19 protein-coding genes are annotated in these 22,172 nt (G+C 68.8%); 14 read left to right on the plus strand and 5 right to left on the minus strand.

The genetic code is table 11. The features are described from left to right. Positions 1-28: 28 nt before the first annotated feature. From pgk to LPC10_RS12000, 5 genes are all read left to right on the plus strand, one after another. Positions 29-1,231: a phosphoglycerate kinase gene (gene pgk / locus LPC10_RS11980; RefSeq protein WP_231346863.1), complete on the plus strand. Its 1,203-nt coding sequence runs from the start codon at positions 29-31 to the stop codon at positions 1,229-1,231. A gap of 268 nt (positions 1,232-1,499) precedes the next feature. After that, the gene (fba, locus tag LPC10_RS11985) at positions 1,500-2,567 is read left to right on the plus strand and encodes a class II fructose-bisphosphate aldolase (protein WP_108940267.1); all 1,068 of its coding nucleotides are present in this window, start codon (positions 1,500-1,502) and stop codon (positions 2,565-2,567) included. A gap of 7 nt (positions 2,568-2,574) precedes the next feature. Beyond that, positions 2,575-3,240 (plus strand): thiamine phosphate synthase, encoded by a 666-nt coding sequence (locus LPC10_RS11990; protein WP_231346864.1) that lies wholly within the window; start codon positions 2,575-2,577, stop codon positions 3,238-3,240. Positions 3,241-3,311: 71 nt separating this feature from the next. Continuing rightward, entirely contained in the window at positions 3,312-4,385 is a 1,074-nt protein-coding gene (locus tag LPC10_RS11995) for a tetratricopeptide repeat protein (RefSeq protein ID WP_231346865.1), read from the plus strand. Between the two features lie 32 nt (positions 4,386-4,417). Further along, positions 4,418-5,821, plus strand: coding sequence for an amino acid permease (locus tag LPC10_RS12000; RefSeq protein ID WP_231346866.1), 1,404 nt, complete (start codon positions 4,418-4,420; stop codon positions 5,819-5,821). Here LPC10_RS12000 and LPC10_RS12005 read toward each other — a convergent pair. Continuing rightward, a complete protein-coding gene (locus LPC10_RS12005; protein ID WP_231346867.1) occupies positions 5,818-7,353 on the minus strand; it encodes an NAD(P)H-hydrate dehydratase in 1,536 nt (511 codons plus the stop codon). The genes LPC10_RS12000 and LPC10_RS12005 overlap by 4 nt on opposite strands. Positions 7,354-7,537: 184 nt before the next feature. Between LPC10_RS12005 and LPC10_RS12010 the strand changes: the two genes are divergently transcribed. Together LPC10_RS12010 and LPC10_RS12015 are read left to right on the plus strand one after the other, a co-directional pair. Then, on the plus strand, positions 7,538-7,876 hold the full coding sequence (locus tag LPC10_RS12010; RefSeq protein ID WP_009866062.1) for a P-II family nitrogen regulator: 339 nt from the start codon (positions 7,538-7,540) through the stop codon (positions 7,874-7,876). Positions 7,877-7,961: 85 nt separating this feature from the next. After that, positions 7,962-8,891: a glutaminase gene (locus tag LPC10_RS12015; RefSeq protein ID WP_231346868.1), complete on the plus strand. Its 930-nt coding sequence runs from the start codon at positions 7,962-7,964 to the stop codon at positions 8,889-8,891. A 185-nt stretch (positions 8,892-9,076) separates the two neighbouring features. Here the strand turns inward: LPC10_RS12015 and LPC10_RS12020 are convergent, their stop codons facing one another. Further along, positions 9,077-10,123: a glutamine synthetase beta-grasp domain-containing protein gene (locus LPC10_RS12020; RefSeq protein WP_231346869.1), complete on the minus strand. Its 1,047-nt coding sequence runs from the start codon at positions 10,121-10,123 to the stop codon at positions 9,077-9,079. 589 nt (positions 10,124-10,712) lie between these two features. On the opposite strand from LPC10_RS12020, the gene glnA reads away from it, so the two are divergent. The 7 genes from glnA (at position 10,713) to LPC10_RS12055 (ending at position 19,186) form a co-directional block, all read left to right on the plus strand. Then, positions 10,713-12,122 carry a type I glutamate--ammonia ligase gene (gene glnA / locus LPC10_RS12025; RefSeq protein WP_108940274.1) on the plus strand — a complete coding sequence of 470 codons (1,410 nt, stop codon included), beginning with the start codon at positions 10,713-10,715 and terminating at the stop codon, positions 12,120-12,122. Positions 12,123-12,277: 155 nt separating this feature from the next. Continuing rightward, a complete protein-coding gene (locus LPC10_RS12030) occupies positions 12,278-12,856 on the plus strand; it encodes an NADPH-dependent FMN reductase (protein WP_231346870.1) in 579 nt (192 codons plus the stop codon). Between the two features lie 144 nt (positions 12,857-13,000). Next, positions 13,001-13,339 carry a hypothetical protein gene (locus LPC10_RS12035; RefSeq protein ID WP_231346871.1) on the plus strand — a complete coding sequence of 113 codons (339 nt, stop codon included), beginning with the start codon at positions 13,001-13,003 and terminating at the stop codon, positions 13,337-13,339. Positions 13,340-13,496: 157 nt separating this feature from the next. Then, positions 13,497-15,842 (plus strand): ribonuclease R, encoded by a 2,346-nt coding sequence (gene rnr, locus LPC10_RS12040; RefSeq protein WP_231346872.1) that lies wholly within the window; start codon positions 13,497-13,499, stop codon positions 15,840-15,842. A 23-nt stretch (positions 15,843-15,865) separates the two neighbouring features. Then, positions 15,866-16,369 (plus strand): DUF983 domain-containing protein, encoded by a 504-nt coding sequence (locus LPC10_RS12045; protein ID WP_231346873.1) that lies wholly within the window; start codon positions 15,866-15,868, stop codon positions 16,367-16,369. Next, a complete protein-coding gene (locus tag LPC10_RS12050) occupies positions 16,320-17,093 on the plus strand; it encodes an NUDIX domain-containing protein (RefSeq protein WP_370644705.1) in 774 nt (257 codons plus the stop codon). Before LPC10_RS12045 ends, LPC10_RS12050 begins: the two co-directional genes overlap by 50 nt. A 128-nt stretch (positions 17,094-17,221) precedes the next feature. Beyond that, complete coding sequence (locus LPC10_RS12055) at positions 17,222-19,186, plus strand: PAS domain-containing methyl-accepting chemotaxis protein (protein WP_231346875.1); 1,965 nt, start codon at positions 17,222-17,224, stop codon at positions 19,184-19,186. A 177-nt stretch (positions 19,187-19,363) separates the two neighbouring features. Here LPC10_RS12055 and LPC10_RS12060 read toward each other — a convergent pair whose 3' ends face one another. The 3 genes from LPC10_RS12060 to LPC10_RS12070 all read right to left on the minus strand — a co-directional run bounded on the left by LPC10_RS12060 (position 19,364) and on the right by LPC10_RS12070 (position 22,107). Next, a complete protein-coding gene (locus tag LPC10_RS12060) occupies positions 19,364-20,233 on the minus strand; it encodes an SDR family oxidoreductase (protein ID WP_231346876.1) in 870 nt (289 codons plus the stop codon). A 6-nt stretch (positions 20,234-20,239) separates the two neighbouring features. Further along, on the minus strand, positions 20,240-21,310 hold the full coding sequence (gene queG / locus LPC10_RS12065; protein WP_231347022.1) for a tRNA epoxyqueuosine(34) reductase QueG: 1,071 nt from the start codon (positions 21,308-21,310) through the stop codon (positions 20,240-20,242). Positions 21,311-21,414: 104 nt separating this feature from the next. Continuing rightward, a complete protein-coding gene (locus tag LPC10_RS12070) occupies positions 21,415-22,107 on the minus strand; it encodes a glutathione S-transferase family protein (protein WP_108940282.1) in 693 nt (230 codons plus the stop codon). Between the last annotated feature and the right edge of the window lie 65 nt (positions 22,108-22,172).

Consider the following 22,172-nt stretch of genomic DNA (forward strand, 5'->3'; position numbering starts at 1 on the left):
AGCGATCTGAGAAGAACCCGACGCCGCCATGACGGATTTCCGCACCCTCGACGATGCCGGCCCGCTTAAGGGCAAGCGCGTGCTGCTGCGCGTCGATCTCAACGTGCCGATGGAGGGCAGCCGCGTCACCGACGCGACCCGGATCGAGCGCGTGGTGCCGACGATCCGCGAGATCGCCGACGCGGGCGGACGGGTGATCCTGCTCGCGCATTTCGGCCGCCCCAAGGGCAAGCCGGACCCGAAGGATTCATTGAAGCCGATCCTGCCGACGCTGTCCGAAAAGCTCGGCCGTCCGGTGGCCTTCGGTGAGGATTGCGTCGGCGAGGCCGCCGCCAAGGCAGTCGCGGCGCTGAACGACGGCGACGTGCTGCTCCTCGAAAACACCCGCTACCACGCGGGTGAGGAGAAGAACGACGCCGAGTTCGCGCAGGCGCTGGCCGCCAACGGCGACCTCTACGTCAACGAGGCGTTCTCTGCCGCCCACCGCGCGCATGCCTCGACCGAGGGACTCGCCCGTTTGTTGCCGGCCTATGCCGGCCGCCTGATGCAGGCCGAACTCGACGCGCTCACCAAGGGCCTTGAATCCCCGGCCCGCCCGGTCATCGCCATCGTCGGCGGCGCCAAGGTCTCGACCAAGATCGACCTTCTCGAAAACCTCGTCGCCAAGGTCGACATGCTGGTGATCGGCGGCGGCATGGCCAACACCTTCCTGCACGCGCAGGGCAAGGATGTCGGCAAGTCGCTGTGCGAGAAGGATCTCGCCGAGACCGCCCAGCGCATTCTGGCCGCGGCCAAGGAGAAGAACTGCACCATCATTCTGCCGGCCGACGCGCTGGTCGCGCGCGAGTTCAAGGCCAACGCCGAGAACGAGACCGTGACGGTCGATGCCGTGCCCTCCGACGCGATGATCCTCGATGTCGGCGCCTCCTCGATCGCCACGATCGACGGCGCCATCGACGAGGCGCGCACGCTGGTCTGGAACGGCCCGCTCGGTGCCTTCGAACTGACGCCGTTCGACACCGGCACGGTGGCGGTGGCCCGGCACGCGGCGGCCCGAACCAAGGCCGGTCAGCTCGTCAGTGTGGCGGGCGGTGGCGACACGGTGGCGGCGCTCAACCATGCGGGCGTCGGCGAGGATTTCTCCTACGTCTCGACGGCCGGCGGCGCCTTCCTCGAATGGCTCGAGGGCAAGGAACTGCCCGGCGTCGAGGCGTTGCGCGCGAAGGGTTAGCGCCGCGCCGTAACCCTCCTCCCTCTGCGGAGAAGGGGCCCGCGGAGCAGGCGGGAGAGGGAGGCGACGCCTTCCGGAAGGGCCTGAGCCGGCCGCTCACCCGACCCCCCTTCGGAGCCCAACTTCTCCTGCAGAGGGGAGAGGGAGAACGGCGCGGAGTAAGTCCAAGTTTTTCACGCCGCGGCACCGGCTTGCGGCGCGGCGGCACCTATATTGGCCTCAACACGGGACAAGCCCGGCTGAGGCCGCATCGCACGAGGATCGAACCATGGCACGCATCACCCTCCGGCAGCTCCTCGATCACGCCGCCGAGTACGGCTACGGCGTGCCCGCGTTCAACCTGAACAACATGGAGCAGGGGCTCGCCATCATGGCGGCGGCGGATGCCACCGACTCGCCAGTGATCCTGCAGGCGAGCCGGGGTGCGCGCGCCTACGCCAACGACGTGGTGCTGGCCAAGCTGATCGACGGCCTCGTCGAGATCTACCCGCACATCCCGGTGTGCATGCATCTCGACCACGGCAACAACGAAGCCACCTGCGCCACGGCGATCCAGTACGGCTTCACCTCGGTGATGATGGACGGCTCGCTCAAGGCCGACGGCAAGACCCCGGCCGACTACAATTACAACGTTGAGATCACCCGCAACGTCACCAAGATGGCCCACTGGGCCGGCGTCTCGGTCGAGGGCGAGCTGGGCGTGCTCGGCTCGCTGGAGAGCGGCCAGGGCGAGGCCGAGGACGGCCACGGCGCCGAGGGCGTCCTGTCCCATGACCAGCTCCTGACCGATCCGGACGAGGCGGTGAAGTTCGTGGCCGCCACCAAGGTCGATGCGCTGGCCGTCGCCATGGGCACCAGCCACGGCGCCTACAAGTTTACCCGCAAGCCGGACGGCGACGTGCTCGCCATGGGCGTGATCGAGGAGATCCATCGCCGCCTGCCGACGACCCACCTCGTCATGCACGGCTCGTCCTCGGTGCCGCAGGATCTTCAGGACATCATCAACCAGTATGGCGGCCAGATGAAGCCGACCTGGGGCGTGCCGGTGGAGGAGATCCAGCGCGGCATCAAGCACGGCGTGCGCAAGATCAACATCGACACCGACAACCGCATGGCGATGACCGGTCAGATCCGGAAGGTGCTGACCGAGAACCCCTCCGAGTTCGATCCGCGCAAGTACCTCAAGCCGGCCATGGAGGCGATGACCAAGCTGTGCAAGCAGCGCTTCGAGGAGTTCAACACCGCCGGCCAGGGCTCGAAGATCCGCCCGATCTCGGTGGCCGAGATGGCCAAGCGCTACGCCAACGGCTCCCTCGACCCGAAGATCGACGCCTAATCCGATCATGGCCGAGAAAGACTCGGCGGCGCCGCGGCCCCGCCTCGCCCTCCTCACCCCCTACAGCCTCGGTCCAGCCGAAGCCGAGGCGACCGCCGCGGCGCTCGACGCGGCCTGCGCCGCGGGCGACGTGGCGGCGGTGATCCTGAGGCTGGCGGCCGCCGACGAGCGCAGCCTCGTCGGCCTCGTCAAGAAACTGGCGCCGTCGGCACAGGCGCGCGGCGCGGCGGTGCTGGTCTGCGTGCCGGGATTTTCCGGCGATATCGTCTCCGTCGCCGCCCGCGGCGGAGCGGACGGCGTGCATCTCGACCGTGCGGACGAGGACACCCTGCGCGATTGGCGCGGGCGCCTGCGCGACGGGCGCATCCTCGGGACGGGCGGCGTGCTCGGCTCGCGGGATGCGGCGATGGTCGCGGGCGAGACCGGCGTCGATTACCTGATGTTCGGCGGGCTCTTCCCCGATGGGGTTGCCCCCGACGCGGAGGAGGTGCGCGAGCGCGCGACGTGGTGGGCCGAGATCTTCGAGACCCCGTGCATCGCGGTCGCGACCGCCGCCGGGGATGTTGCGGCGCTGGCGCGAGCGGGGGCGGAGTTCGTCGGGCTGGAAAGCGGCCTGTGGCGCGACGATCCCGAAGGTGTGCGGGCCGCGCAGGCGCAGCTCGATCAGGTGTGATGATCTTTTTTAATGAGAGGAATGGGGCGAGGCGCTCAAAGGCCCTCCTGCTGCTGCGGGGGAGGGGCAGAATGGCTCTCGGGCGTGCGGGGACAGCCCTCTTCGGAGCCGGGGCTCGGTCCCTCTCGACCTTGAGCGCTTGCGCCATCCTCGGCATCGGCGGGCTGCACGCCGCCCCGAACCAGCCGACGGCGAAGGCGCCCGCTGCGCAGACGCCGGCCAAACCGAACCAGCTCGATCTGAAGCGCGAGCTGCCCTCGCCCTACTCGCCCAATGCCGAGGGGGCGAAGCCGGCCGCCGCGAACCCGAATGCCGACGTGGCCTACGGCGCCTACCAGCGCGGACGCTACGTCACGGCCTTTCGCGAGGCGACGCGGCGTATCGAGGCGAACCCGAAGGACGCCGCGGCGATGACGCTGCTCGGCGAACTCTACAATCAGGGCCTCGGGGTGAAGCAGGACCCCAAGCGGGCCCACGAATGGTACCGGCTCGCCGCCCTCCAGAACGATGCCAACGCCATGGCCTCCCTCGGCATGATGGCGATGGACGGGCGCGGGCAGCCGAAGGACGAGAAGGCCGGCCGCGCCTGGCTCGAACAGGCGGCGCGCAAGGGTCAGCCCACCGCCAGCTACAACCTCGCGCTGATCCAGCTCGCCAGCGACAAGCCGGCCGATCTCGCCGCCGCCGTCGCCAATTTCCGCACAGCCGCCGAGGCCGAGGTTCCCGCCGCGCAATACGCGCTCGGCGTGCTCTATCTGCAGGGCAAGGGCGTTCCCAAGGACACGACCCAGGCCGCGCAATGGTTCCGACGCGCCGCCGACAACGGCGATCTCGGGGCCGAGGTCGAGTTCGCGATCCGGCTGTTCAACGGTGACGGCGTGCCCAAGGACGAGGCGCGCGCCGCCCGCTACTTCCTGCACGCGGCGCAGCGCGGCAACGCCATCGCCCAGAACCGGATCGCCAAGCTCTTCCTCTTCGGCCGCGGCGTGCCGAAGAACCTCGTCGAGGCCGCGGCCTGGAACCTCGCCGCGGCGTCGCAGGGTCGGTCCGATGCCGGGCTCGATCAGGCGACCGCCGGCCTCACCCCGGACGAGCGCAAGCGCGCCGAGTTGCTGGCGGCGGACCGGACGGGCCTTTCACCGTAGCGCCCGGCGGCACCCGCGCGACAGGAGTCCGAATGACGTCCAGCCTCCTTCGCCGCAAGCCCTTGCGCCGGGAGCCCGACGGGGAGCGACGGCTGGCTCGGACGCTGAGCTGGCCCCACCTCGTGGCGCTCGGTGTCGGCGCGATCGTCGGAACCGGCATTCTCACGCTGATCGGCGTCGGGGCGGCCAAGGCCGGGCCGGCGGTCATCTTCTCCTTCGCCATCGCCGGCGCGATCTGCGCCTGCGCCGCACTGGCTTACGCCGAGATGGCGACGATGATCCCGGTCTCGGGCAGCGCCTATACCTACAGCTACGTCGTGCTCGGCGAGTTGCTGGCCTGGATCATCGGCTGGAGCCTGATCCTCGAATACTCGCTCGTGGTGAGTGCGGTGGCGGTCGGCTGGTCCGGCTACGCCGCACCGCTCCTCGAAAGCCTGTTCGGTTTTCCCAAGCCGCTGATGCAGGGACCGGAGGCGGGCGGCATCGTCAATCTTCCGGCCGTCGCGATCATCGTCCTGGTCGCCGTGCTGCTTCTGCGCGGCACCCGCGAGAGCGCCACGCTCAACGCCGCCCTGGTTCTGGTGAAGATCGCCGCGCTGATCGTCTTTGTGGCCTTCGCCCTGCCGGCTTTCGAGGCCACCCATCTCGAGCCGTTCAATCCGTTCGGCTTCTCCAAGGGCGTGGGCGCCGACGGGGTCGAGCGCGGCATCATGGCCGCGGCCGCGATCATCTTCTTCGCTTTCTACGGCTTCGACGCGATCGCCACCGCCGCGGAGGAGACGCGCAATCCCGGCCGCGACCTGATGATCGGCATCGTCGGGTCGATGGCGGCCTGCGTCCTGATCTACGTCGCGGTGGCCGTCGCCGCGGTGGGGGCCGTCTCCTACACCCGCTTCGCCGGCAGTCCGGAGCCACTGGCGCTGATCCTGCGCGAACTCGGCCGGCCGCTGGTGGCGCAGTACCTCGCGGCCTCCGCCGTGATCGCTCTGCCCACCGTCATCCTCGCCTTCTTCTACGGGCAGAGCCGCATCTTCTTCACCATGGCCCGCGACGGGATGCTGCCGCAGGGCCTGGCTCAGGTCTCGCCGGCCGGAACGCCGGTGCGGATCACCCTCTTCACCGCCGCCGTCGTGACCGTCCTCGCCGGGCTCGTTCCGCTGGGCGAACTCGCGGCACTCGCCAATGCCGGGACGCTGGCAGCCTTTATCGCGGTCGCGGCCTGCATGCTGGTGATGCGCGTCCGCGCGCCCAAGGCGCCGCGCACCTTCCGCGCCCCGATGCCCTGGCTGATCGGCAGCATCACGATTCTCGGCTGCGGATACCTGTTCTTCAGCCTGCCCACGACGACCCAGCTCTGGTTCGCGGTCTGGAACGTGTTCGGGTTGATGTTCTACGCCCTCTACGGCCGCAGGCACGCGGTGGCCGCGGCCGGTTAGCCGGCGGGCGAGCCGACGCCCACGAGATCGCGCAGGACCGCCGGGAGCAACTCCGGAAGATCCTCGGAGATCAGCCCCGGCCCGAACCGCAGGCCCGCATCGCCGTGCAGCCAGACGGCGGCGCAGGCCGCTTCGAACGGCTCCATGCCCTGCGCCAGCAACCCGGCGATGATGCCGCCGAGCACGTCGCCGGAGCCGGCGGTGCCAAGATGCGGCGTGCCGTGATCGTTGATCGCCGCGCGCCCGTCGGGGGCGGCGATCACCGTGTCGGCCCCTTTCAGCACCACCACCGCCCCGGCGATCGCGGCTGCCCGCGCCGTCCGCTCGGACTTGCTGAGCCCCTCCGCCACAGCGTCCGTGCCGGAGAACAACCGGGCGAACTCGCCCTCGTGGGGCGTGAGCACCGCCCGCGCTTCGCCGTCCCGGATATGGCGGGACAGCGTGCGCACTTCGCTGCGGAAGCTCGTGAGCGCGTCGGCGTCGAGCACCAGGGCACGCCCGGCCCCCGCCGCGACCGCGACGAGGTCACAGGTGGCCGGGCCGGTGCCGAGTCCGGGCCCGAGCAACAGCGCGTTCAGCCGTTCATCGGCCAGCATATCGTCGAGGTCGTCGGCGCTCTCGCAAGCGCGCAGCATGATCGCGGTGAGGTGCGCGGCGTTCTCCGCCAGCGCCGCGGCGGGCGAGGCCACAGTGACGAGGCCCGCGCCGATCCGCAACGCACCGCGGGCGGCGAGCCGGGCCGCACCGGTGCGGTGGGCCGGGCCCGACAGCACGAGGGCATGGCCGCGGGTGTATTTGTGGCTGCCTGCGGTGAGCCGCGGCAGCCGCCACAGACCGGGCGCGTTGCGATAGAGCGCCCGCGCCTCCCCGGCGAGCCCGGCGGCGAGGGCGGCCTCGCCCGTGCCGATCTGAGCGACGTGCAGCGCGCCGCAATGCGTCCGCCCCGGTTCCAGAAGGTGGCCGGGCTTGAGCGCGACGAAGGTCACCGTCTCGGTCGCCTCGATCGCGAGGCCGCGCACCGCGCCGCTGTCCCCGTCGATGCCGCTCGGCACATCGACCGCCACCACGGGGATGCCGGAGCGGTTGACGGCCTCGACCAGGGCGCGAGCGGCCCCTTCCAGATCGCGGCACAGGCCGGCGCCGAACAGGGCATCGATGATGAGATCGACCAGCGGAATGTCCGCTTCCGCGGTACCGATCGGGCCGGTCCAGGCCTCGGCGGCGAGGGCCGCGTCGCCCTTGAGCGCGGCACGCTCGCCGAGCAGGCGCAGATCGATGCGGTAGTTAGCCTCTGCCAGCAGGTGGGCGGCCACGAAGCCGTCGCCGCCATTGTTGCCGGGGCCGCACAGGACGAGGATCCGGCCGCCATCCGGCGCCAGGGCACGGGCGCGTCTGGCGACCGCGGCGCCGGCCGCCTGCATCAGGGTCAGGCCGGGCGTGCCGGCGGCGATCGCCGCAGCATCGACCCGGCGCACCGCCTCAACGGTGAGCAGCCGCTCCGCGGCCTTCGGGTGTTTCACCGGCTCATGCATGCAACTGGCTCACGCTCTGCCCGAAAATTCATCGATTTCGGCGTCATTGCCTACATATTCCGCTTTGTTTGCACATTGCCTGCGCAACTTACCGGCCTCGTCATCCAAATCGCCGTGGCGGTGACGCGGTGGCGATGGTACATAATTGGCTGACTGAGAGACGAGGCGGATCGGGCTTTTCCGGATGAAGAAGATCGAGGCGATCATCAAGCCGTTCAAGCTCGACGAGGTGAAGGAAGCCCTCCAAGAGGTCGGCCTCCAGGGCATCACCGTGATCGAGGCGAAGGGCTTCGGCCGGCAGAAGGGCCACACCGAACTCTACCGCGGCGCCGAGTATGTCGTGGACTTCCTCCCCAAGGTGAAGCTGGAGATCGTGCTTTCGGACGCGCTCGTCGAAGGAGCCGTCGAGGCGATCCGCAAGTCGGCCCAGACCGGCCGCATCGGCGACGGCAAGATCTTCGTCTCGACGATCGAGGAAGCCATCCGCATCCGCACCGGCGAGACCGGCTCCGACGCGATCTGATCCGAACGGCCTCGTTATGTGGCCCGCTTCGTGAAGGGCCGAGCTCGTCCGCGCTCGCCATGAAGCGCCGTAGCCGAGTGACGCCGTGCCCGATCTCGACACCATCGTCCAAGACATCGCCGAGGAGATGCGGGCGCGGCCCGACCGCGGCACGGTGGCGAGCTACATTCCCGAACTCGCCCGCGCCGACGCCCAAGCCTTCGGCCTCGTCGTGATCGACGGCGACGGCCGGGTCGCCGCCGGGGGCGATGCCGACATCCCCTTCTCGATCCAGAGTATTTCCAAGGTCTTCACGCTGACGCTGGCGCTCGGCATGGTCGGCGACCGGCTCTGGCGCCGGGTCGGCCGCGAGCCCTCGGGCAGCCCGTTCAACTCGATCGTCCAGTTGGAGCGGGAGAACGGCATCCCGCGCAATCCCTTCATCAATGCCGGCGCCATCGCCGTCACCGACGTGATCCTCTCGGGCCACCAGCCGCGGGAGGCGCTGGGCGAGATCCTGCGCTTCATGCAGTTCCTGGCGCAGGACGACAGCATCACCATCGACGAGCGCGTGGCGGCCTCCGAGAAGCGCACGGGCTTCCGCAACGCCGCGCTCGCCAACTACATGCGCTCGTTCGGCGTGATCGAGAACCCGGTCGATTACACGCTGGGCGTCTACTTCCATCACTGCGCCATTGCGATGAGCTGCCGCCAGCTCGCGACCGCCGGGCTGTTCCTCGCCTATTCCGGGCATCATCCGCTGGCCGGGCACTCGGTGATCTCGGCCGAGCGGGCACGGCGCATCAACGCCATCATGCTCACCTGCGGCCATTACGACGGCTCGGGTGACTTCGCCTACCGTGTCGGCCTGCCGGGCAAGAGCGGCGTCGGCGGCGGTATTCTGGCCGTCGCGCCGGGTAAGGCCGCGATCTGCGTCTGGTCGCCGGGGCTGGACGCCGCAGGCAATTCGCATCTCGGGCGCATCGCCCTGGAGATGCTGGTGAAACGGACGGGTTGGTCGATCTTCGGCGTTTGAGCCGCGGCTCTCGTTGCGAGGCGTAGCCGAAGCAATCCAGCGCTCCGTATCGTCCGGGCAAGTCGCGCCCTGGATGGCTTCGCTGTCGCTCGCCATGACGGTGCGAAGCGCTGCAACAAAAAACCGCCCCCGCCTTGCGGCGGGAGCGGCCTGTCTCAAACTTCGATATTCGGCGTCGAAAGTCCTTACGCGACGGCCTTCTGCACCGCTTCGGCGGGAAGCGGAACTTCGGAGATCGTCTTCAGCACCTGCGAGGCGATCTGGTAGGGGTCGCCCATGGAGTTCGGGCGGCGGTCCTCAAGGTACCCCTTGTAGCCGTTGTTGACGAAGGAATGGGGCACGCGCACCGAGGCGCCCCGGTCGGCCACGCCGTAGGAGAACTTGTTCCACGGCGCCGTCTCGTGCTTGCCGGTCAGGCGCATGTGGTTGTCGGGGCCGTAGACGGCGATGTGGTCGTCGAGGTTGCGCTCGAAGGCCGCCATCATGGCCTCGAAGTAATCCTTGCCGCCGGTCTCGCGCATGAACGTCGTCGAGAAGTTGCAGTGCATGCCCGAGCCGTTCCAGTCGGTGTCGCCGAGTGGCTTGCAGTGGTACTCGATGTCGATCTCGTAGGTTTCGCACAGGCGCTGGAGCAGGTAGCGCGCCATCCACATCTCGTCGGCGGCCTTCTTGGAGCCCTTGCCGAAGATCTGGAATTCCCACTGGCCCTTGGCCACCTCGGCGTTGATGCCCTCGTGGTTGATGCCGGCGGCCAGGCACAGGTCGAGATGCTCCTCGACGATCTTGCGGGCCACGGGACCGACATTCGAGGCGCCGACGCCGCAATAGTACGGGCCCTGCGGGGCGGGGTAGCCGGTCTCGGGGAAGCCGAGCGGGCGGCCGTTTTTGTAGAGGAAGTACTCCTGCTCGAAGCCGAACCACGCGCCGGCATCGTCGAGCACGGTCGCGCGCTTGTTCGACGGGTGCGGGGTCTTGCCGTCCGGCATCATCACTTCGCACAGCACGAGCACGCCGTTGGTGCGGGCCGGGTCGGGGAAGTGGCGCACGGGCTTCAGCACGCAATCGGAGGAGGAGCCCTCGGCCTGCTGGGTCGAGCTGCCGTCGAAGCCCCAGAGCGGGAGCTGCTCGAAGGTCGGGAAGCTGTCGTACTCTTTGATCTGCGTCTTGCCGCGCAGGTTCGGAGTGGGCGTGTAGCCGTCGAGCCAGATGTACTCGAGCTTAAACTTGGTCATTCCGAGTCTCTCGTACCTTGAGGATCCGTGTCCTGACGAAACCTTTTTCCGGAACCGGCGCCATTGAGAGCCTGAACCCCCGCTGGACCCCTAGCGTCCGGCGGGTGTCCTCCCCCGCCGCATCCGAAACGCCGATCCATCGAGCGAGCAGGGCGCCAGCCCGACCCCCGAGCGCCCGCTGTGCAGGCGGACGCTCCGGCCAGCCCCAAGCATGTCGCGTGCCAATCGTCGCCGTATCGTCACATACCTCGGTGCGGCACATTTGACCGCCGCAGCGGCACGATCGGGAACGAAACGTCCCGAACGTCCCGCGATCACGTGGATTTTTTCCCCTCTGACGGGTGGCAACGGGGAAGCGCGAACGATATCGTCCGCGCCGGTCGGCGGGACCGGCCAGGGCACGAGAGGGGGCGGTATCCGGATCAGGAACGAAGCCGCGGACGCCGCGCCGCTCCTTCGAGAGGTTCTTCTTTCCCGCCGCTTTCCCGATCAGCCCCTCGCGCCGCAGGTACGGACCGGCTAGACCCGCGCCCGAACCCGGCGGATGGCTCACCGCCCGCTCTGAGATTTTGCCGAGGAGACGTACAGCATGACTACGGCCGCCGATGTGCTGAAGGCCATCAAGGACAACGACGTCAAGTACGTCGACTTCCGCTTCACCGACCCGCGCGGAAAGTGGCAGCACGTGACCTTCGACGTCTCCCTGATCGACGAGGAGATGTTCACCGACGGCACCATGTTCGACGGCTCGTCGATCGCCGGCTGGAAGGCGATCAACGAGTCCGACATGCTGCTGATGCCCGATCCGGTCACGGCCTGCATGGACCCGTTCTTCTCGGCCTCCACCATGTCGATCGTCTGCGACGTGCTGGAGCCCTCGACCGGTGAGCCCTACGCCCGCGACCCGCGCTCGACCGCCAAGCTCGCCGAGGCCTATCTGCGCTCCACCGGCATCGGCGACACCATCTATGTCGGCCCCGAGGCCGAGTTCTTCGTGTTCGACGACGTGAAGTTCGGCGCCGATCCCTACCATACCGGCTTCCAGCTCGACTCGACCGAGCTGCCGACCAACGGCTTCACCGATTACGAGGGCGGTAACCTCGGCCACCGGGTGCAGACCAAGGGCGGCTACTTCCCCGTGCCGCCGCAGGATTCGGCCCAGGACATGCGCGGCGAGATGCTGGCCGCGATGCAGTCGATGGGCGTCAAGGTCGAGAAGCACCACCACGAGGTGGCCTCGGCCCAGCACGAACTCGGCATGAAGTTCGACACGCTGACGCTGCTCGCCGACCACATGCAGATCTACAAGTACTGCATCCACAACGTGGCGCAGAGCTACGGCAAGTCCGCCACCTTCATGCCGAAGCCCGTCTACGGCGACAACGGCTCGGGCATGCACGTGCACCAGTCGATCTGGAAGGACGGCAAGCCGCTCTTCGCCGGCGACAAGTATGCCGACCTCAGCCAGGAATGCCTGTGGTACATCGGCGGCATCATCAAGCACGCCAAGGCGCTGAACGCCTTCACCAACCCGTCGACCAACTCCTATAAGCGTCTGGTGCCGGGCTACGAGGCCCCGGTGCTGCTGGCCTACTCGGCCCGCAACCGCTCGGCCTCCTGCCGGATTCCGTGGACGACGAACCCGAAGGCCAAGCGCGTCGAGGTCCGCTTCCCCGATCCGATGGCCAACCCCTACCTCGCCTTCTCGGCGCTGCTGATGGCCGGCCTCGACGGCATCATCAACAAGATCGATCCGGGTCCCGCCATGGACAAGGATCTCTACGACCTGCCGCCGCGCGAACTGAAGAAGATCCCGACCGTCTGCGGCTCGCTTCGTGAGGCGCTGCAGAACCTCGACAAGGACCGCGCCTTCCTCAAAGCCGGCGGCGTCTTCTCGGACGATCAGATCGACTCGTTCATCGAGCTGAAGATGACCGAGGTGCTGCGCTACGAGATGACCCCGCACCCGATCGAATTCGTGAACTACTACTCGCTGTAAGATTTTTTTGCGCAGCGTTGTGCATTCGGCACCGGAGCTTTCGAGGCTCCGGTGCCTTTTTTATGCGGTGAGCATACGGCGGCGGCGCGCGTGAATGCTTGACGACAGCGGACGGAGGAGAGCGAGTAGGCTCGCTTGAATCGGGAGCTCTGCCCATGCCTCTCACAATCCCCGTGATCCTCGGCTCCGTGCGTGCGGACCGCGCCGGCATCCGTGCCGCCCGCTTCCTCATCGGGCAACTCGAAGCCAGCGGCCACGCGGCGCCGCTGGTCGATCCGGCCGAGCTGAAGCTCCCGCTCCTCGACCGGATGTACAAGGAGTATCCCAAGGGCGAGGCGCCCGAGCCTCTGGAGCGGCTGGCGACGCTGTTTCGCGAGGCGGATGCCTTCGTCGTGGTCTCGGCCGAGTACAACCACTCGATCCCACCCGCGCTGTCGAACACCCTCGACCACTTTCTGGAAGAGTATTTCTGGCGGCCTTCGGCCATCTGCTGCTACTCGGCCGGGCAGTACGGCGGTGTGCGCGCCGCGATGCAGTTGCGAGCGATGCTGGCCGAACTCGGCACGCCGAGCATTCCCTCGCTCTTGCCGATCCCGCGCATCCAGAAGGCGTTGAGCGAGGCGGGCGAGCCGGCCGAGGACTGGCTCGGACGGGCCGCCAAGAAGTTCCTCGACGAGTTGACGTGGTATGCCGAGGCGCTGCAGGCGAAGCGCGAGGGCGGTACGCCGTACTGAGTGTCTCTCATAAAACTCGCGTTGAGCCGTGATTGCCAGACCAACGACGGTCAGAGGTCGTGCGTTGTGTGGGTCACTCTGAACCGCGCACGCGGCACTCCGTTTGCTCTCCTCGAAAGGCATCAACCGGGAGACGAAGAGCGCATGAACGCGAGTGTGGACAGGGTCAGGGACGCGCTGGCCGAGTTGATCAAGGCGGCGCTCGTCTCCGATGACGGAAGGAGCCTCGCGTTCCGGCAGGCGGCCGCCGAAAAGCTCGCGGCGCTCACCGCCGATCCGCCGCGAGCGGAGGCCGTGCGGATCGACGGCGCCTGGACCCTCGCGGTCGGCGCGGCGGAGGCGCCCGAGCTTCGACCGGAGGAGGGGCGGGTCAATCTGACCCTGCCGCAGACCGCGCCCTTCACTCTCAAAGACCTAACGAGCGAAGGATTCGACGTAGACGCGGCCGTCGAAACGATCCGAAAATCGGCCTCGACCGGCTGAGCGCGGGGCCGAACCTGTTCACGGGTCACGCCGAAACGTTGTCCTGCGCGCTGCGAGAGCCCATCTTTACCGGACATCGGGACCCTTCACGGTCTCTCCGATTCTCGATCTTTCAGCGCGTCGGGCCCTTCCGGGCCGGCGCGGCGAGCCCGACTCCTTGGCCAGACGCATCAATCCGAAGGCGGGTGCCCCCGCTCTTCCCTCCCGCGAGCAGATCCTCGCTTTTGTGGCCGAGACGCCCGGAAAGGTCGGCAAGCGCGAGATCGCCAAAGCCTTCGGCATCTCGGGCGCCGACAAGATCGGCCTCAAGGCGATCCTGAAGGAAATCGAGGCCGACGGCGCCCTGGAGCGCGACCGCGGCGGGTTGCGAAAAGGCGGCAGCCTGCCGCCCGTCGTCCTCGCCGACATCGTCTCCCGCGACCGCGACGGCGACCTGATCGCCCGCCCGGCGCAGTGGGAGGGCGAAGGCGAGGCGCCGAAGATCGCCGTCGAGATCCCGCGCGCCGGCCGCAAGGGCCATCGCCCGGCCCCCGGCCTCGGCGACCGGGCCCTGATCCGCGTTGCGCCGGACCCCGAGGCGCCCGGCCGCTACACCGGCCGCGTCATCAAGGTGATCGGCAAGAACCGCGCGGAGGTGATCGGCATCTACCGAGCCGGCCGCGACGGCGGGCGCCTGCTGCCCGTCGAGAAGAAGTCGCAAGGGAAAGAGATTGCGATTCCCGCAGGCGAGGAGGGCGAAGCGCGCGACGGCGATCTCGTCAGCGTCGCGGTGGAGCGCGAGACCCGCTTCGGCCTGCCCCGCGGGCGCGTGACCGAGCGGCTCGGAACCCTCGGCTCCGAGAAGGCGGTGAGCCTGATCGCGCTCCATCTCCACAACATCCCGCACGTCTTCCCCGCCGCGGCGCTGGCGGAGGCGGATGCGGCCAAACGCGCGACCAAGCGCGGCCGCGAGGATTGGCGCGAGGCGCCGCTCGTGACCATCGACCCGCCCGACGCCAAGGACCACGACGACGCGGTGATGGCCGAGGTCGATCCCGATCCGGCCAATGCGGGCGGCTTCATCGTCACCGTCGCGATCGCGGATGTCGCCGCCTATGTCCGGCCGGATTCGGCCCTCGACCGCGAGGCGCTGCTGCGAGGCAACTCGGTCTATTTTCCCGACCGGGTGGTGCCGATGCTGCCCGAACGCATTTCGAACGATCTCTGTTCGCTGCGCGAGGGCGAGGACCGCCCGGCGCTGGCCGTGCGAATGATCATCGGCGCGGACGGGGTGAAGCGGAGCCACAGCTTCCACCGCATCCTGATGCGCTCCCACGCCAAGCTCGCCTATGCGCAGGCGCAAGCGGCGATCGATGGCCAGCCGGACGAGAAGTCCGGGCCGGTCCTGGAGACGGCGCTTCGCCCGCTCTACGCCGCCTACGAGGCGATGAAGCGGGCGCGCGATGCCCGCGGCCCGCTCGCCCTCGATCTGCCCGAGCGCAAGGTGCTGCTCAATGCGGAGGGCGGTGTCGATCGGGTGATCGTGCCGGAGCGTCTGGAGGCGCACCGGCTGATCGAGGAGTTCATGATCCAGGCCAATGTCGCGGCGGCCGAGACCCTGGAGAAGGCGGGCTCGCCGCTGATCTACCGGGTCCATGACGAGCCGGCCCTGGAGAAGATGCGCGCGCTCGGGGAGGTGCTCGCCTCCGTCGGCATCAAGATGACCAAGGCTGGGGCGCTGCGGCCCGACCTATTCAATCGCATCCTCGCCCAGGTGGCCGAGAGTGAGCACGCGCCCTTTATCAACGAAGTGGTGCTGCGTTCGCAGGCACAAGCGATTTACGCTGCACAGAATTTAGGCCATTTCGGCCTCAACCTGCGCCGCTACGCCCACTTCACCTCGCCCATCCGCCGCTACGCCGATCTTATCGTCCACCGCGCGCTCGTGCGTGCCTGCGGATTGGGCAAGGACGGCTTGGCCGGCGACACCACGCCGGGCATGCTCGACGCCGTCTCCGAGCAGATCTCGGCGGCCGAGCGCCGGGCGATGGCGGCCGAGCGCGAGACCATCGACCGGCTCATCGCCGGCTACCTTGCCGACCGGGTCGGCGCGACCTTCTCGGGGCGGATCTCCGGCGTGACGCGCTCGGGCTTGTTCGTGAAGCTCGCGGAAACCGGGGCCGACGGCTTCGTGCCGGTCTCCACCATCGGCCACGAATACTACCGCCACGACGAGGCCCTGCACGCCCTCGTCGGCGACCGCAGCGGCGAGACCTACCGCCTCGGCGACACCGTCGAGGTCCGCCTCGTCGAGGCGGCGGCGGTGGCCGGTGCGCTTCGCTTCGAAATCCTGTCGGAGGGCCGCAGTCGCTCCGGCGCCAAGGGCAGCGGGATCAAGCGGAGCGGGTTCAAGGCGAAGCCGGGCAAAGTCGGCGTGAAGGCGTCGAAGGGCAAGGCGCGCTCCGGCAAGGCTTCCGCGTCCGAGGGCGACGCGGCGCGGCGCCATCGCGGCTCGCGCCGCTGAGCGGAAGGGGTTAGAGTCCGGCCATGGAAACCTACGTCTCCCCTCCGGCTCCGGCTCCCCAGGAGCGGACGCGGCTGGTCCCGGCCATGGCCCGCGGCTTCCTCAACCGCTGCCCGCATTGCGGGCAGGGGCATGTGTTCGGGCGCTTCCTCAAGGTGCGGCCGGCCTGCGAGGCCTGCGGCCTGGAGATGGAAGGGCACCGGGCCGACGATCTGCCGCCCTATCTCGTGATCTTCCTCGTGGGCCACATCATCGGCTACCTCGTGCTCGAGATCGAGATGGGCTACGACGTGCCGCTCTGGATCTCGCTGACCGTGTGGCCGCTGCTCACCCTCGTTATGGCACTGGGCCTGCTCCAGCCGGTCAAGGGCGCGGTGATCGGCCTGCAATACACGTTCGGCATGCACGGTTTCGGCAAGGCGCCTCCGGCACTTGGTGGGAGTCTTGGCGGACCCGGCACGGGGGAGAGACGCGGCGGTGAGGCAGGAAGCAGCGCGAGCGACGCCCCAAGACTTGGAACGGTCTGACTCGGATAGGCCCGATCCGTCCGACGCTCCGGTTCGCCCCGCGCCCTTACGCCCCCGCGATGCCGCGACGCTGATCCTCCTCGATCGCTCCCGGAAGCGGCTGAAGGTGCTGATGGGCCGGCGCCATGCCGGCCTCGCCTTCATGGGCGGCAAGTTCGTGTTTCCCGGCGGGCGCATCGAGGCCTCGGACCGGCAGATGCCGGTGGCCGGGGCCTTGTCGCAGCGGGCTGACGACGCACTGCGCGCTAAGCTGCCCCGAGCCCCGCACCATCTCGGCCGCTCCCTCGCGCTGGCCGCAATCCGCGAGACCTACGAGGAGACCGGCCTCCTCATCGGCACCCGCGATTACGGTCCGCCGGAGACGGCGCCGGAGGGGGCGTGGCAGGCCTTTCGCGAGGCGGGCGTGATGCCCGACCTCGAAGCCCTGCATCTCGTGGCGCGGGCGATCACGCCGCCCAAGCGCGTGCGCCGCTTCGACACCCGCTTCTTCGCCGTGGACCGCAAGGCGGTGGCGATGGAGCGGCCCGGCATTGTCGGCCTGGACGCCGAACTCACCGAACTCGCCTGGGTCGATCTCACGGCCGCGCGCAAGCTCGACCTGCCGCGCATCACCCGCGTGATCCTCGACGATCTGGAGGCGGCGGCGGAAGCGGGCTTCCCGCCCTACCGGCCGATCCCGTTCTACTTCGAGCGCCACGGGAAGGGGGTGCGGGAGGAGATCTGAGCGGCGACGGTCTGCACCCTAGGCGGGCCTCGCCGCAGCCCATGCCTCTACTGGATTGTGCGCAAACGAACAGGAGTTTCTTAAGACCGATCAGGCAGTTTAGGATAATTGTCGGAGCCTGACTGTCGATGCTCAATGCCTTTCGTCGCTCCGATGCCGCATCCGTCTTCGATGCGCTCAAACGCTCGCAGGCGGTGATCACCTTCGCCGTCGATGGGACGGTGCTCGACGCCAACGACAATTTCCTCGAGCTGATGGGTTATACGCTCGCCGAAGTCCGCGGGCGTCATCACCGGCTGTTCGTCGACCCGCAGGAGGCGGGCAGCGCCGCCTACGAGGCGTTCTGGCAGAGCCTGCGGGGCGGCGCGTTCCAGACGGCGGCCTATGGCCGCCTCGCCAAGGACGGGCGCAGAATCTGGATCCGCGCGAGCTACAACCCGGTTCTCGATGCCGCCGGCCGGGTCCAGAAGATCGTCAAATTCGCCCTCGATGTAACGACCGAACGCCTCGCCGCCGCCGAAACGGCGGGCCAGATCGCCGCCATCGGCCGCTCGCAGGCGGTGATCCAGTTCGACCTCGACGGGACGGTGCGCAGCGCCAACGCCAACTTCCTCGACGCTCTCGGCTACGCGGCGCACGAGGTGGAAGGGCGCCATCACAGCCTGTTCGTGACGCGGGACGAGGCGGGCTCCGCCGAATACCGCGCCTTCTGGGAGGCGCTCGCCCGCGGCGAGTACCGGGCCGGTGAGTTCCTGCGCGTCGGCAAGGACGGTCGCGAGGTCTGGATCCAGGCGACCTACAACCCGATCCTCGATCCCTCCGGACGTCCGTTCAAGGTCGTGAAGTACGCCTCGGACATCACGGAGGCCAAGCGCGCCGCCGCCGACATGGCGGGCAAGGTCGAGGCGGCCCGCCGCTCGCAGGCGGTGATCGAGTTCGACATGGACGGCACCGTCCTCGATGCCAACGACAACTTCCTGGATGCGCTCGGCTACACCCTGCCCGAGGTTCAGGGCCGGCATCACCGGATGTTCGTCACGCCCAATTACGCCGCGAGCCCGGCCTACGCTCAATTCTGGGCGACGCTGCGGGCGGGACAATTCACCTCCGCCGTCTACCAGCGGGTCGGCAAGAACGGCCGCGAGGTTTGGATCCAGGCGTCCTACAATCCGGTTCTCGACGCGGCCGGGCGCCCGTTCAGGGTGGTGAAATACGCCTTCGACATCAGCCAGAGCATGGCGGTACGCGCCAGCGCCCTCGCCATGGCCGAGCAGACGCTGGGCCGGGTGCGGGCGGTGGCGGACGCCTCCGAGGAGATGCACCGGATCTCGGCCTCGATCGCCGCACAGATGAGTCGCTCGCACGAGGCGGTCGGCGACATCCAGAGCCGCATGAGCGCCGCCGGCGCGCTCTCGGCGAAGCTCGACGATGCGGCGGCCGCGATGACCGGCGTGGTCGAGATCATTACGGGCATCGCCGAGCAGATCAACCTGCTCGCCCTCAACGCCACGATCGAGGCAGCCCGCGCCGGGGCGGCCGGCCGCGGCTTCGCCGTCGTCGCCACCGAGGTGAAGAGCCTTGCCGAGCAGGCGCGCTCGGCCACCGCCCGCATCACCGGCGAGATCGGCGCCATGCAGTCGGTTTCGCGGGACGTGGGCACGGCCCTGGTCTCGACCGCCGCCGTGGTCGATACGGTGCAGGGCTTCATCGCGCAGACGACGGCGGACAGCGCGCGGCAGCAGGCGACCTCCGGTCAGGTCAGCACCGACATGCAGGCCACCGCCGCGAGCGTGGCGGATTTCGCGAGCCGTCTCGATGCCTGGAATGTCGGTTTGGAGGAGCGACGGAGCGAAGAGCGCCTCCGCACGTCGATCTCAGGCCATGTCGCCTTCGTGGCGGAGCGGGGGCGGAGGGCGGGGGAGCCGCAGAGCCTGCCCTGCACCGTGCTCAACATCTCGGAGGGCGGCGCCAAGCTGGCGCTCGAGGCCGCCGACCTGCCGGAGAATTTCTCGCTCCACATCGACGGTGAGCCGTCCCGGCGCTGTCGCGTCACGCGTCGCGCCGCCGGGGACATTGGTGTTCAGTTCGTCTGATCCAATGTTCGGTTGATCGCTTCGGTGTCTCTTCGTCCTTGCGAGGCGAAGCCGTGGCAATCGAGGGCTCCGCACTTTTCGGAGATGTCGCGCCCTGGATCGCTTCGGCTTCGCCTCGCGAGGACGAATGAACGCGCCGAACCCGTCAAACGGATGCCAGAGCCTCTGGAAGCGTGCTCACCCGCGCGCGTCGGCGACCAGTGCGGCCAGCCCTTCACGATAGGTTGGGAAGGCGAGCTGCACGCCGAGCTCCTCGCGGATCAGGCGGTTTCGCACCCGCTTGTTCTCACCATAGAAGCTGCGCGCCATCGGGCTGAGGTCTGCGGTCTCGAAATCGATTTCGGGCGGTAGTGGCAGGCCCGTCAGCGCGGCGGCGTGTTCGGTCACCGTCTGCGGCGGGGCCGGTTCGTCGTCGGTGACGTTGTAGACCGCGCCGGGCCGCGGGCGCTCGATCGAGGCGGCGAGCGTCGCGGCGATGTCGTCGACGTGAATGCGGTTGAACACCTGACCCGGCTTGACGATGCGCTGGGTGCGGCCCTCGCGCAGCTTCACGATCGGGTTGCGGCCGGGGCCGTAGATGCCTGAGAGGCGAAACACCTGCACCGCCTTGCCCGTCTCGGCGCCGAGTGCAAGCCAAGCGTTCTCGACTTCGAGGCGGCCGCGGGAGCGGGCGCTTTTCGGGGCCGCGGGCGTCGTTTCGTCGATCCAGGCGCCGCCGTGATCGCCGTAGACGCCGATGGTCGAGAGATAGCCGATCCAGCGGATGCGGCTCTTCGCGATCGCGTCGCGGTAGCGGGCGAGCACCGTGTCGCCGTCCTGGCCCGGCGGGGCGGAGATCAGCAGGACGTCGGTGTCGGCGAGGTCGTCGGCGATGCAGGGATCGTCGGTCTCCGGCCCGAAGGCGCGCAGGGTGAAACCGGTCTCGGCGGCAAGGCTTCTGGCCCGCTCAGGCTCGGTCACCGTCGCCCGCACCGTATCGAAGCGGGTCCGTTCGCGCTCGGCGAAACGCCGGGCGGAGAAGCCGAGGCCGAAGACGAACAGATTCATGCGGTGTCAGGTCTCCCGTGGGCGGTCCGCCTCCATAGGAAGGCCGGCGGCTTCACGCCACTCCTCCCTCACATGCGCCTCGGGCTCGGTCCGTCCATGGGCGTCGAACAGATCGCGCAGCCGCTCCCGCGCGAGCAGCCGTCCGCAGGCCCAGACGGCGGCGCCCCGCACCACCGGATCCGGCTCCCGCAATCCCGCCACCGCCTCCTCGGCGAGCGCCGCGTCGCCCGAATTGCCGATGGCGATGAGTACGTTGCGCAGGAAGCGGTCGCGCCCCGTGCGCTTGATCGGCGTGCCGGCAAAGCGCGCGCGAAAAGCTGCATCGTCGAGGCGGGCGAGGTCTGCGAGCGGCGGCGCGGCGAGGTCGTCGCGGGCGGCCAGGCGCGTCTCGCGCGCCGCGCCCGCGAACTTGTTCCAGGGGCAGACCGCGAGGCAGTCATCGCAGCCGAACACCCGGTTGCCGATCTTTTCGCGATATTCTGTCGGGATCGGGCCGTGATGCTCGATCGTCAGGTAGGCGATGCAGCGGCGGGCATCGAGCCGGTAGGGCGCCGGGAAGGCGTCCGTCGGGCAGATGTCGAGGCATCGGCGGCAGGAGCCGCAATGGTCGGTCTCGGGTGCGTCGGGTTCGAGTTCGGCGCGGGCGAAGATCGCGCCGAGCATCAGCCAATTGCCGTGCTCGCGCGAGATCAGCACTGTGTGCTTGCCTTGCCAGCCGAGTCCCGCGGCCTGGGCCAGCGGCTTCTCCATGACGGGCGCCGTATCGACGAAGACCTTCACCGGCTGGCCGGAACGGGCGGAGAGGAAGCCGCCGAGCTCCTTCAGCTTGCCCTTGATGACGTCGTGATAGTCGCGTCGCTGCGCGTAAGCCGCAATGGCGGCGCGATCTTTCAGGCGCGTGAGTTCGAGGGGATCGGTTTGCGGACCCGCATTCATGCCGAGCATGACGATGCTGCGGGTCTCGGCCCACAGCGCGGCGGGCGCGGCGCGCTGGTCGGCGCGCTCCTCCATCCAGTCCATCGTGCCGTGATGGCCCGCCGCGAGCCATGCGGGCAGCCGCTCTCGCAAGGCGGGCACGGCGTCGGGCCGCGTGACGCGGAACGCCTCGAAGCCGAGACGGCGTGCGCGCGCCTCGACGGTCTCGCGCAAGGCCCGGCCCGTGAGGACGGCCTTCTCGGGCTTCAGAAATCCAGATCCGCGTAATGCGCCGCCGCCGGCATCCCCGGCGCCCGGTCGGCCAGGAGCGCGCGGAAGGACGGGCGGGATTTCACCCGCGCGTACCAGTCCTTCGCCATCTCGTCCTCGTCCCATGGCACGTCGCCGAGATAGTCCACGCAGGAGAGATGGGCCGCCGCCGCGAGATCGGCATAGGTCAGGTCGTTGCCCGCGAGCCAGCGGCGCTGCCCGATCAGGTAGCCGATATATTGGAGGTGATAGCGCACGTTGGTGCGCGCCGCACGAATGGCGTTCATGTCTGGAGGGCCGCCCCCGGCCGCCGACGACATGAAGCGCTTGTCGATCTTCTCGGTAACGAGATACTCGGTCACCTCGTTGTTGAACTTGACGAGGAACCAGTCGAGCAGGCGCCGCACCTCGACCCGCGCCGTGGTCGTGTCGGGCAGGAGTCGCCGGCCGGCGAGCCCCAGCCCTCGCGTCTCGTCGAGATATTCCGCGATCACGCCCGCGCCGGGAACGGCGAGCCCGGTCTGCTCCACCAGCACCGGCGTGGTGCCGGCCGGGTTGACGATGAGGAAGTCGCGGCGGCGCTCCCAGGCTCGTTCCTCGACGAGGACCGGCTCCATGCCCATCTCGGCCAGGACGAGGCGGATGAAGCGGGAATTCGGGCAGAACGGAGAGTGATAGAGCGTCGCCATCGAGGCCGTGGTTCAGCGGGAAGAAGGCAGAGCCCTGGGCAGACCGTGCCGCACCGGCGAAAGTG

The organism is Methylorubrum sp. B1-46 (assembly GCF_021117295.1).
Classification (GTDB): domain Bacteria; phylum Pseudomonadota; class Alphaproteobacteria; order Rhizobiales; family Beijerinckiaceae; genus Methylobacterium.

Coding starts and splice junctions, on each gene's coding strand:
- pgk (WP_231346863.1), top strand. CDS start 29: ATGACGGATTTCCGCACCCTCGACGATGCCGGCCCGCTTAAGGGCAAG.
- fba (WP_108940267.1), top strand. CDS start 1,500: ATGGCACGCATCACCCTCCGGCAGCTCCTCGATCACGCCGCCGAGTAC.
- LPC10_RS11990 (WP_231346864.1), top strand. CDS start 2,575: ATGGCCGAGAAAGACTCGGCGGCGCCGCGGCCCCGCCTCGCCCTCCTC.
- LPC10_RS11995 (WP_231346865.1), top strand. CDS start 3,312: ATGGCTCTCGGGCGTGCGGGGACAGCCCTCTTCGGAGCCGGGGCTCGG.
- LPC10_RS12000 (WP_231346866.1), top strand. CDS start 4,418: ATGACGTCCAGCCTCCTTCGCCGCAAGCCCTTGCGCCGGGAGCCCGAC.
- LPC10_RS12005 (WP_231346867.1), bottom strand. CDS start 7,353: ATGCATGAGCCGGTGAAACACCCGAAGGCCGCGGAGCGGCTGCTCACC.
- LPC10_RS12010 (WP_009866062.1), top strand. CDS start 7,538: ATGAAGAAGATCGAGGCGATCATCAAGCCGTTCAAGCTCGACGAGGTG.
- LPC10_RS12020 (WP_231346869.1), bottom strand. CDS start 10,123: ATGACCAAGTTTAAGCTCGAGTACATCTGGCTCGACGGCTACACGCCC.
- glnA (WP_108940274.1), top strand. CDS start 10,713: ATGACTACGGCCGCCGATGTGCTGAAGGCCATCAAGGACAACGACGTC.
- LPC10_RS12030 (WP_231346870.1), top strand. CDS start 12,278: ATGCCTCTCACAATCCCCGTGATCCTCGGCTCCGTGCGTGCGGACCGC.
- LPC10_RS12035 (WP_231346871.1), top strand. CDS start 13,001: ATGAACGCGAGTGTGGACAGGGTCAGGGACGCGCTGGCCGAGTTGATC.
- LPC10_RS12045 (WP_231346873.1), top strand. CDS start 15,866: ATGGAAACCTACGTCTCCCCTCCGGCTCCGGCTCCCCAGGAGCGGACG.
- LPC10_RS12055 (WP_231346875.1), top strand. CDS start 17,222: ATGCTCAATGCCTTTCGTCGCTCCGATGCCGCATCCGTCTTCGATGCG.
- LPC10_RS12060 (WP_231346876.1), bottom strand. CDS start 20,233: ATGAATCTGTTCGTCTTCGGCCTCGGCTTCTCCGCCCGGCGTTTCGCC.
- LPC10_RS12070 (WP_108940282.1), bottom strand. CDS start 22,107: ATGGCGACGCTCTATCACTCTCCGTTCTGCCCGAATTCCCGCTTCATC.